We start from the raw sequence: 12,292 nt of genomic DNA, 5'->3' as shown, positions 1-12,292 counted from the left end.
GACACTCCCTCGCACGAATCGCCGAAGCCACCTGCTCATCAGGCTCGGGCCACGGCCGCGGTTGCATCGACATCACACGACCAGTTTCCGCGGCTGCAGAGGGGAAGGAAGCCGCAAAACCGATCATGCATCCACGGTGAGGCAGCAACCGCCGCAACACACCCAATTAGCCAGCAGGATCCATCTGGCGTACGAGCGGTGCATGACCAAGGTGCCGACCGGCAGTTAGCGAAAGACGGAGGCTAGCGCGGCATGCGTTGCCCAGACTTCCGGTGCGGACAGTCGGCGTCGGGCATGGAGGCATGATCAGCCCGAGGCGGCAAGCGTTTGTGTTCTGGTTGCCAGTCAGCTGGTGGGGTGGCTCAGCGTCCTGCGTACGGTGAGGAATTCCGCGCTGCGGCCGCCTTGGGGTCGGGAGGATACGAAGGCCACCACTCCCACTGTTTCTCTGTCCGCCCAGCCGCACGTTGTCAGGTAACTGTCGTCCTCGGTGCGGCCTCGCCCGCAGCGGGCTTCGCCACCGAGTTCGCCGGCGTCGACCGTCTCGAGCTCGCCGATTCGATATGGCTTGAGAGCACGTTCGACTGCGCCGGCGGGGTCGGTGATTGTTCCGGACGCGCCGCTGATGAACACCATGTCCGCGTCCGGTGTTTCGCCTCCGTAGGCATCGCCGACCGCGCTGGTGGGTTGGCCGACCTCGCGCTTGAGTTGGTCAAGTTGTGAGCGTGCCTCGTTGTACGGACCTCTGATTTTGGTCTTGGGCATGCCGAGGAGGGTTTCCGGCGTGTACAGCTTCCGAGTCGGCGACGGGCCGGCCTCGGCAGGTCGAGGGGAGGCCGGCGACGTGCATGCGGAGGCTGCCAGAAGGGTGGTAACTGTCAGCAGCGGGGCTGCCGCGTGGATGGCGCGGGTCGTCCACGTACGGCGAGTCGTCGTCATGCCGCTCCTCGATTGGGTGATCGAGCGGAAGCTTAGCGGCAGGGTGTGTCGCGCCTTGTTGGCGCCGCTGCACTCCTCCGCAGCGGTCTGCGGGCTCGTTGTCTCAGGGACGTGCCGGTCCAGCGGCGACCGGGCCTTGCCTGCGGCCTGTGGGTAGCCGCTGTTGTGAGCGTCGCGGCCGACCGGCGCGGACAGTGAGGGTGCTGGTGGTCTTGTTGCCGTCTGGGCGTTTTGTGCTCACCAGTTGTAGTGCCCTCTTTACAGTCACAGGATTTGATCTCTACCGTCACGTCGTCGCGTAGATGATCACGGGGGACCTTTGTGGGCGGTTGGCAGGTCGGGGTGGCACCTCGCGTGTGCTGGCCCCGTCATGTGGCGCGTGAACCGTGGTGCTCGACGCCGTTACATCGGCGGCGCGGGTGACGCCGACGGGTCCACCCATCGAAATAGCGGGAACCGCTGACGCAGGCACCTCGGTCGCGGCCGGTCCGGACCGGCCCTTCATTCCCGGCGACACCAACGGCTGGTGGTTGCCGGTGTGGTCATGCCCCGCCGAATCGGCTCGAAGCCCCTTGCGTCGACTGGCGATACCCCCTGTGTCGTGCGGTGCACTGTTAGAAGGAGTTTCTGGGTGAAGAGATACCGTTTTGCCCTAAGGGGGCGGTGGGGCGGCGGGTTCGCCGCGGCCTTGATGTCGGTAGCCCTCCTGGCGGCCAACGCGGCCGTGGGAGCGCCGGCAGCTGATGCCGCGTCCACCCCTAGTCCTCCTCCGGATTCTGGCCTGAGTGAGGCTGATGCCCTCACGGCGGCTAGGAGGCTGGGCTCGCCTGTCGAAGTGACGAGTCTCAGGAGTGAAAGCTCCCGGGTAATCGCGAATCCGGCAGGCAGTTTGGTGTTGGAGTCCTACGCGGTGCCGCGGTGGGCCCGTATGCGTGATGGTCGCGGTTGGCAGCCGATCGACACCCGGTTGCAGAAGAATTCGGACGGCAGCGTCGCCCCGATCGCCACGCTGGCCGACGTGACCTTCTCGGCGGGTGGCTCCGCACCCGCGGTGCGGCTACCGCTGAACGGTGGCCAGGTGTCGCTGACCTGGCCGGGAGCGCTGCCGGCGCCCCGTATCGAGGGTGACTCGGCGGTCTACGAGTCGGTACTGCCCGGGGTGGACCTGCGGCTTCGCGCGCTGAGCGACGGGTTCACCTGGGTGCTTGTGGTGAAGTCGGTGGAGGCCGCCGCTAACCCGGCGCTGGACACCCTCCGGTTCGGCCTCGACACCACCGGCCCGCTGAGCAAGCGCAGCCGCACCGGTGGCGGCTTTGAGGTGGTGGACGCCTTGGGGACACCAGTCCTCTCGGCGGGCAGCGCGGCGATGTGGGACTCGTCGGGTCTCACCCCGTCGGCGCAGGCCGCGAAGAACGCCGCGCTCTCCGCGTTCGCCGCCAGGGAGAAGCAGGACGTCGTCCGGGCGGCTCCCGACCTGGCGCGCAAGGCGGAGCTCTCCACCGCCGTCCAGGGCGAAGACCTGGTCATCCGGCCGGATCTGTCGCTGCTGCGGGGGAAGAACACCACCTACCCGGTAGTGATCGACCCGTGGAGCACGATCGGCAAGCTCCGGTGGGGGTATGCGAACTCCACCAACTCCACCCGAGACGATGGCGTCCCTCGGGCGGGCCTCGACCCGTCCGGCGACGGCATCTTCCGGTCGTACTTCTCTTTCAGCCTCACCAGCCTGTCGGGCAAGACGATCCGGTCGGCGAAGTTCCTGACGGAGATGACGCACTCCTGGTCGTGCACGTCCACGCCGATCAACCTGTGGCGGACCGCGGACCTGACCACGACGGGTAAGCAGACGTGGTCGGGGCCGAGCTTCAAGCTGTGGATCGAGGAGCGGTCCGGCCACGCGCACAAGCCGTCAACCGGGGCGGGCTGCTCGGACGACCCGCAGCCGGACCTGCCGATGGAGTTCGCCAGCAGCAATCTGAAGACCGACATCAGCAACAACCGGGGCCAGGAGATCTACACGCTGGCGCTCGCCACGCGGCAGTCCGACGGCTCGTCCGAGTCGACCAAAGAGTGGTGGAAGAAGTTCGAGGCGGCGGCGACGAAGCTGTCGGTGGAGTACAACACCAACCCGAACACGCCGACCGCGGCGCAGCTTTCCACCCATGCCGATTACACCGCCCCGGCGCAGGCGTGCGTGACGGGGACGTCCCGGCCGGCGGTGCGGTCCGACTACCCGTGGCTGAAGGCGACGCTAACGGACCCTGACGGCAGCAATGGCGGCAGCCTCTCCGGTGTCTTCACCTTGCAGAAGCTCGTCAACGCGACGTGGACGGCGGTGACCGGCTGGCCGAAGACCGACGCAGGGGTCGCCCCAGGGGCGAAGGCGGAGGTGCAGGTGAGTCCCAAGGCCGTCGACGGGGACATCTATCGGTGGCAGGTGCAGACCAAGGACACCCTCGGTGGGGAGTCGGACGGGTCACCGTGGTGCGAATTCTCCGTCGACAACTCCGCACCGAAGGTCGAGCCGAAGGTGACCGCGGCCGACGGCCTGTACCTGGAATCGCCGCCGCTGGGCACCAACCAGGACCCGCACGGCTCGGTCGGCTATTCAGGCAGGTTCACCTTCTCCGCCAACGGCGCCGCCGACGTGTACGACTACGTCTACCAGGTCTCGGGCGGACCGCAGATGACGGTCAAGGCTGACAGTCTCGGCGGCTCGGCCACCGTGTGGGTCACCCCGAACATGCGCCTGGAGAATGTGCTGACCGTCTTCAGCCGCGACAAGGCCGGTAACTCCTCCGACCGGTACGACTACGTGTTCCTCGCTGGCGACCCGTCCGCTCCGACGGCGCACTGGGCGATAGACGAGGGTGCCGGCACCACCCTGAGCAACAAGATCGACGCAAGTGCTGCGGCCACGCTCACGCCCGGCCCGCGCTGGCAGGACTCACGAGTGCTGGGCACGCACCAGACCAACGGTAAGGACTGGTCCGTCAAGTTCGACGGCACCGACGACGAAGCCAAGACCCCGGCGTCGGTCATCGACACCACGCGCAGCTTCTCCGTCGCCGCCTGGGTGCGTCCCGACGCCGTGACGGGTGTGGTCGTGTCCCAGCCGGGAACCAACAAGAGTCCGTTCGAACTGCAGTACTTCCCGACTAAGCAGCGCTGGTGCTTCGTTGCCTACGGCTCTGACACCGTGAACGGGGCGGCAACGGTCTCTCCGGCGTGCACCCTCGACCCGGTGCAGCTCAACGTCTGGACACACCTCACCGGCGTCTACGACGCCGGGTCGAGCACCCCATTGAGCCTCTACGTCAACGGTGTTCGCAAGGGCACCGGCACGCTCTCCGCACCCGCCTGGGCCTCCACCGGTCCGCTCACTATTGGCGCATCCCGCAATGGCACAGCAACCGGGTTCTTCAACGGCGCGATGAGCGAGGTCCGGGTCTGGGACCGGGTCATCGACCCCGATCTCGACCTCGCACCGATCGTGGCGCCGGTGCTGGTCGGGCAGTGGGAGATGGAGGACTACGACTACGAGGACCCCCGGCAAGAGGGCGACACCTCCAGGTACGAGCGGCCTCTGAACCTCAGCCCCTACCCCAGCGTCGACTGGTCCGACACCGCCGGATTCGACTCCAGCGGCCTGCACTTCGACGGCGTGTCCGGCTACACCGAAACCAGCACGCCGGTGCTGCGCACGGACCAGTCGTACACCGTGTCCGCCTGGGCGCGGTACACCGGCGGAACGGGGCTGTCCCGGACGGTCATCGCGCAGGACGGCTCAAACATCTCCGCCTCGTTCCTGAGCTGCCGGACCGACTCCGGCGTTCCCAAGTGGTCGGTGATGTACCGCAACGTCGACTCCACCAGCAGCTCGCCCGTGTACGCCCACGGCAGCGAGTGCCTCCTCAACACCTGGGTGCACCTGGCCGCGGTACAGGACCGTGCCGCGCAGACGATCAGCCTCTACATCAACGGCGCTCTGGCCGCACGGTCGAGCCTGGCGTACACGCCGTGGCACGCCAACGGCCCGCTCGCGGTCGGGCGGGCCAAGTGGAGCGGCAACACGGACTTCTTCCCCGGTGACATCGACCGGGTGCGGGTCTGGCAGGGCGCGTTGAGCGACGCCGAGATCCAGGCGGTGTACGCGGGCGCCTAATCCCCAACCACCAGGTGGCCGGAACGTGCCAACGCGTGGCACGTTCCGGCCACCTCCCAGCAACCGGCCGAACCGGGTGCCGCCGGAGGAACTGCGTCCGCACCGGACCGGCCCGCGCCGCCACAACCCCGTGCGCGGTGCAGACACCTCTCGGAAAGGGAGCGATGAAAACGGTCAGAAAGGGCCGCGCGTACCGCCCAGGGCGGCGCCTACCGGCTGACGGAATTCGGCAACCGAGCCGGAAGCTTCTTGCCGCCGGTCTCCTCGCGGTGCTCGCTGGAACGATCGGTGGACAGGTGCCCGCCCAGGCGCAGCAGGCCGCAAAGGCCCCGCGCCTCGAGCCGCAACGCTACGCATCCGCACCGGTTTACCCCGTCAAGACCACCAAGCCGGGACCTGACCCCGAGGAGGCCGCGGCCAAGGTCAAGCGTCCGGAGCCGGTGTGGCCAGCGGCTGGTCACGCCGAGGTCACCCTCACGCCGAACGCCGCTGGTTCCCGATCGGCCACCGCCTCGCCGGTGCGGGCCGGGACGCTGCCAGTGACGGTACGTCCGGTGACCAGCCCGGCAGCAGCTCGCAGCACACCAACCCCTCCTGCGAAGGTGCGAGTGGAGGTGCTGCCTAAGGCCCAGGCCCAAGCCGCCGGCGTCAACGGCCTCCTGGTGCGAATCGGGCGTACCGACGGGGCAGCCTCGGCCGGGCAGGTCGAGGTGAACGTCGACTACTCCGCCTTCGCCACCGCGTACGGTGCCGACTGGTCGTCGCGGCTGCGCCTGGTCCGCCTGCCGGACTGCGCCCTGACGACGCCGGGTGCCAAGGGCTGCGAGCCGACACCCCTGGACTCGCAAAACCATGTACGGATGGGCACCGTGTCGGCGACCGTGACAGCGTCCCCCGTCCGGGCCGCGGTGTCGCCGACCGACGCCAAGCGGCTGGGCGTCTCCTCCACCGCGGCGAGTGCCGGCACGCTGGTCGCGCTGACCAGCGGCCCGTCGGGTGGGGCCGGTGACTTCACCGCCTCCAGCCTCGCGCCCGCCTCGTCGTGGGGCCACAGCGGCGCCACCGGCAGCTTCCAGTGGTCATACCCGATGCGCACGCCGCCGGGACCGGGCGGGCCATCGCCCAGCCTGGGCCTGAGCTATTCCTCTCAGTCCGTGGACGGTCGGCAGGCGGCCACGAACAACCAGCCAGGCGCGTTCGGGGAGGGCTTCGACTACTCCCCAGGCTTCATCGAGCGCAGGTACAAGCCGTGCGCCGACGACATGGGCGGCAACGCCAACAACACCACCAAGACCGGTGACCTGTGCTGGGGCCCCGACAACGCCCTCCTCTCCCTCGGCGGCTCGTCGGTCGAGCTGCTCAAGGGCAGCGACGGGAAGTGGCATCCCCGTAACGAGGACGGCTCGAAAATCGAGCTGCTCACGACACCGGACTACGGCAACTACGACAACGACAACGAGTACTGGAAGCTGACCACCACCGACGGCACCCAGTACTGGTTCGGCCGGCACCAGCTGCCTGGCTGGTCATCCGGTCGCCCGACGACCAATTCCGTGCTCACCGTGCCCGTCTACGGCAACAACCCGGGCGAGCCCTGCTACGCCAGCACTTTCGCCGCCTCCGACTGCGGCGGCAAGAAGCAGGCGTGGCGGTGGAACCTGGACTACGTCCAGGACATCCACGGCAACACCATGTCGTTCTGGTGGACCAAGGAAACCAACTACTACGCCAAGAACAAGGTCACCGCGACCCCCGTCGTCTATGACCGTGGCGCCTACCTGAAACGCATCGACTACGGCACCGACAACCGGGACAACACCGAGTACGCGGCCACCAGCCCGTACATCGAGAACGTCCCGGTCCGGGTCGACTTCACCAACCTCGACCGCTGCCTGGCCAACTGCACCACAAAGAACGCCACCACCTGGCCCGACACCCCGTGGGACCAGGAGTGCACCGCTACCACCAACCCGTGCCTGAACGCCGCGCCGACCTTCTGGTCGGCCAAGCGGACCACGGTCATCACCACCAAGGTGTGGAAGGCCGCCACCTCGTCGTACCAGGCGGCGGACTCCTGGACCTTCCGGCACAGCTTCCTCGACCCCGGCGACGGCACCCGCGCCGGCCTCTGGCTCGAAGGAATCACCCACCGCGGCCTTAACGGCACCACCGTCACGGCGCCCGAGGTGACCTTCTCCGGCATCCAGATGCAGAACCGGGTCGACGCCTCCGGCAGCGACTGGGCACTGGCCATGAACTGGTGGCGCGTCAACTCGATCAAGCTGGAGACCGGCGGCGAAATCTTCGTGACCTACAGCCCCCGGCAGTGCGCCGCGGGCAGCGTCATTCCGACCGCACTGGACAGCAACACCCTGCGCTGCTACCCGGTGAAGTGGACCCCGCAGGGCTACACCGACCCGATCACCGACTACTTCCACAAATACGTGGTGACCGAGGTCCAGCAGATCGACCACACCGGCGGCGCGCGTCCGTTGCGCACCGCCTACGAGTACGTCAACACCGGCAATGAGCCGCTGTGGCACTACGACGAGGACACCGGCATCACCCCCGACAGCCGCCGGAGCTGGTCGCAGTGGCGCGGCTACCCGACGGTCATCACCTACGTCGGTGAGGGCGCCGAGCGGACCAAGACCGAAACCCTCTACTACCGGGGGATGTACGGCGACAAACTCGCCGCCGGCGGCACCCGCACCACTCAGGTGCAGGGCCGTGAGGGCGGCGCGACGAACGACTACGACCACTTCGCGGGCACGCCCCGCGAACGGATCCAGTGGCTCGGCTCGACGGTGATCGCCGCGACCGTGAACGACATGTGGCGCTCCAGCCCAACCGCCACCCGCTCCGGAACGCCGATCGCCGAGGCGCGGTACTCCCGGGTCGGTGCGGTCCACAGCCGGGCCGCCACGGACACCGTCGTGCGCCGGCGCACGACCACCTACACCTTCGACAGCTACGGCATGCCGACCAGCGTCGAGGACGGCGGGGACGACGCCAAGACCGGTGACGAGGGGTGCGTGCAGACCGAGTACGCCCGCAACACCGCCGACTGGCTCCTCACCCCGGTTCGGCGGGTCCACGGCTGGGCCGACCGCTGCGCCACTGCCCCCACGGCGGAAAACCAGATCACCGCTGACACCCGGTTCAGCTTCGACTCTCTCGGCTATGGGGCCGCGCCGACGGACGGCCTGGTCACCGCCGTCGAGACGATCAAGAGCTTCAGCGGTGGAACTCGCGCATATCAACAGGTGTCGACCACGAAGTACGACCCGTATGGCCGGGTGAAGGAGACCACGGACATCGCGGGAGAAACGACCACGACGGACTACACACCGTCGGCCGGCGGACCGGTCACCCAGATGGTCACGACCAACCCGCTGCTCTGGAAAAACACCGTCGACCTCGACCCCGCGTTCGGCGTCCCGGTCAAGACCACCGACCCCAACGACCGGATAACCGAGATCAGCTACGACGCCATGGGCCGGGCCACCTCCCTGTGGCTGCCGAACCGGCCGAGGGCCACCTACCCGTCAGCACCGTCAACGAGCTACAGCTACAACCTGTCCAAGACGGCGCCATCCTCGATCACCACGACGTCGTTGAACTCCAACGGCACATACGACACCTCCTACACCCTGCTGGACGCGCTCGGACGACCCCGGCAGACACAGGAGGCCGCGTACGGTACCGGCCGAATCCTGACCGACACCTTCTACGACGCCGCAGGCCGCATCTACAAGGCCAACGCGTCCTACTACGACTCCGGCGCAATCGACACCAGCATCATCAAGTCACGCCTGGACCAGGACGTGCCCAGCCAGACGCGGACCCTGTACGACACCGCCGGCCGGCCGATCCACTCGATCCTGTTCGGAACCCAGGCGAGCGTGCAGGTGGAAAAGGCCCGCACATCCACCACATACTCCGGCGACCACACCACCGTGGTGCCGCCCGAGGGTGACTCGGCGAGCACCATCTGGACGGACGCACACGGCCGCGTGGAAAAGCTGCGGCAGTATCACGGTCACGCGGCAACCGGCACCTACGACGAGACCAGCTACACCTACCACCCCGTCGGACAGCTGGCCACCGTCAAGGACGCCTCCGGCAACACCTGGTCGTACTCCTACGACATCCAGGGCCGCCTCATCTCGTCCAGCGACCCGGACAACGGCACGTCAACGCTGCAGTACAACACGTTGGGCGACCTGGAGAAGACAACCGACTCCCGGCCCGACACCCCGGACCTCTGGTACACCTACGACCGCATGGGCCGGCTTGACACCGTCCGGGAAAGCAGCCTCACCGGTGCCAAGCGGATCTCATACACCTACGACCTACCGGTCAAGGGCGTCACAAAGTCCGCCTCCCGATGGATCGGCAACGACGAATACCGCAGCGAAACCATCACCGTCGACACGCTGTATCGGCCGACCCAGACAAAGCTGACGCTGCCATCCTCCCAGGCCGGGTTCTGCGGCATCGGCGCGGCGACCTGCAGCTTCACCTCCAAGGCCAGCTTCCTAGCCGACGGCTCACCCAACACCGTCACCCTGCCCGCTGCCGGCGGGCTCAGCCAGGAAATCCTGACCTACAAGTACGACTCGACGTACGCAATGCCCGACAAGCTCGCCACCGACTACGGAGACGCCACCCACTACGTCGTCCAGTCCGGCTACACCAACCTGTACGAACTGAGCACCCTCACCCGGGCGACCGCACTGACCGGTGCGAAGTCCGTTCAAACCACGAACCGGTACGACGAGAGCACCGGCCGGGTCACCAGCAGCGCGATCATCCGCTCGACGTCCCCGGCGTACATCGCCAACACGTTCTACGACTACGACGCCAGCGGCAACATCCTCAAGATCGACGACAACTCCGGTGCCCGCCCACGGGACACCCAATGCTTCACCTACGACCACCAGCGCCGGCTCACCGAAGCCTGGACACCTCTCTCCTTCGACTGCAACACGAAGCCGCAGACCGAGGAGGACCTCGGCGGACCGGCGCCGTACTGGCAGCAGTGGTCCTTCGGCGCTCCCGACGATCCGAAGGGCCGGATCGGCAACCGGTTGACCCAGACCGAGCGGGGCACCCCGACCGGCACGGTCACCACCACCTACTCCTACCCGGCGGCAGGAGCGGCCCAGCCGCACCGGCTCGACGGCTGGAGCCGAACCGACGACATCGGCACCACGACCGGCTCGTACACCTACGACGAAGCTGGCAACACCAAAACCCGCCCCGGAAAGTCCGGGCAGCAAACCCTGACCTGGGACGTCGAAGGACACCTGGCGTCGGTGACCGACAGCACCGGCACCAGCTCCTACATCTACGACGCCGCCGGTAACCGGCTCATCGCGACAGACCCCACCGGCAGCACCCTCTTCCTCGGCGACCAAGAGGTGCGCAAGAACGCGAGCAACGGCCAGGTCGACGCCACCCGGTACTACTCGTTCAACGGCGAGACCATCGCCCAACGAACAGTCACCGGGATCACCTGGCTGGCCAGCGACCACCAAGGCACCTCCCTGGTCAGCGTCGGCACCGACACCAACCAGACGATCACCCAACGCCGACAAACCCCCTATGGAACGCCACGCGGAGCAGCAGTCAGCTGGCCCAACCAACAGGGCTTCCTCGGCGGCTACCAGGACCCCACAGGCCTGACCCACCTCGGAGCCCGCGAATACGACCCAACGATCGGCCGGTTCATCTCCGTCGACCCGATCAACGACCCAGGAAACCCGCAACAGATGCCGGCGTACACGTACGCCGCCAACAACCCGGTCACCTTCAGTGATCCGAGCGGCGAAATCATCCCCGAGTACGCCAACCCGTCCGACCTGCAAAACCTCTCGGCGCCGTGCTGGGCGGCGGGAAAGGGCGGCTACGCCTGCCAGGATTACATGGAGGAGGGAAACCTCGTCTCGACGCGAGTTGACCCGGGCCTGTTCAACAACCCGGCCCTCCACGACATGGCTGGCTACGTCTCCGCGGTTCCCATCATCGGAACCCCCGCTGACATCGCAGACGCCGCTCTCTACGCCTACGAGGGCGACTGGAAGATGGCAGCGATCGCCATCCTCCCTGGCCCGCCAATCTGCAAGTTCGCAAAGAGTCTCTGCAAGGAGACCGTGCAACAGGGCGCCAAGAAAGCAGAAAGGGCACTCGGCGAAGAAGCACTCGAACGCCTCACGCCCAAGATGAACCCGCGCAAGGAAGCCGAGGAATTCGCCAAGATCAAGGCCGATGCGCGGGCCAAGGAGCGAGCGGCGGTCAACCCCAAAACCCCACCCACGCCCGAGAAAAAGCCGGATCCCGGCACCAAGGGCAAGCCCCCCACAAAGAACGTCGAAGCACCCCCCAAGAAGTCCGGGTGCGAACACAGCTTCGACCCATCAACCCACGTCCTGATGGCCGACGGAAGCACCCGCCCCATCGCGAACGTGGCCGAAGGCGACAAAGTCCTGGCGCACGACCCCGAGACAGGCGACACCACTGCCGAGACGGTGGAGGCGCTGCACATCAACCAGGACGAGGACCTGACCGACCTGTCCGTCCGAACCAAGGACGGCAAGTTCGTCACCCTCAAGACCACACAGCACCACCCCTTCTGGAGTGACAGTCGGAACGAGTGGATCAACGCCGGCGACCTTCAAGCAACTGAGTGGCTGAAGACCGCATCGGGCGAATTCGTGACGGTGGCCAAGGTCCACAACTACCGCGGCTACAAAACCATGCGAGACCTCACCGTCTCCGACATACACACGTACTATGTGTTGGCGGGCGGCACCCCGGTCCTGGTGCACAACTGCAACAAGAATCAGGGCGTTTATATTTTTGACGATGCGAGTAAGCCAGGTCACGTGTATGTGGGGCAAACCAACAACTTCACCAGGCGCTTCGGTGAGCATATGGGCAAGGGGCGACTGAATGATCCCAAGGATGCCGTCTGCATTCATGTATGCGGCAGCGCGGACGATCTCAAGGTCATGGAATACATCATCAAAGATCAACTGCAAGAATATGGATTCAAGCTCAGTAGTCCAATTGAGCCGAACACCAGGAACGTTTACAACAGCCTTCGGCGATTTGTTCAGAAACCTCTTTTCCGCTTGCCGGAAGGGGAGAGCTGATCACCATGGTTACGATCTTTCTGCCGAC

Annotated in this window: 3 protein-coding genes; 2 read left to right on the top strand and 1 reads right to left on the bottom strand. The window is 66.6% G+C overall.

Annotated elements, in window-relative coordinates; translation table 11 throughout:
* Positions 1 to 345: 345 nt before the first annotated feature.
* Positions 346 to 939: a hypothetical protein gene (locus tag FXF52_RS13180; protein WP_148796881.1), complete on the bottom strand. Its 594-nt coding sequence runs from the start codon at positions 937 to 939 to the stop codon at positions 346 to 348.
* A gap of 928 nt (positions 940 to 1,867) precedes the next feature.
* On the opposite strand from FXF52_RS13180, the gene FXF52_RS13175 reads away from it, so the two are divergent.
* Both FXF52_RS13175 and FXF52_RS13170 read left to right on the top strand, forming a co-directional pair.
* Complete coding sequence (locus FXF52_RS13175; protein ID WP_187413487.1) at positions 1,868 to 5,104, top strand: LamG domain-containing protein; 3,237 nt, start codon at positions 1,868 to 1,870, stop codon at positions 5,102 to 5,104.
* A gap of 608 nt (positions 5,105 to 5,712) precedes the next feature.
* A complete protein-coding gene (locus FXF52_RS13170) occupies positions 5,713 to 12,264 on the top strand; it encodes a polymorphic toxin-type HINT domain-containing protein (protein WP_187413486.1) in 6,552 nt (2,183 codons plus the stop codon).
* Positions 12,265 to 12,292: the final 28 nt, after the last annotated feature.

This window comes from Micromonospora sp. MP36, from assembly GCF_008119785.1.
Classification (GTDB): domain Bacteria; phylum Actinomycetota; class Actinomycetes; order Mycobacteriales; family Micromonosporaceae; genus Micromonospora.
The sequence above is the reverse complement of the archived record's forward strand: the minus strand, read 5'-3'. Positions and strand labels throughout refer to the sequence as shown.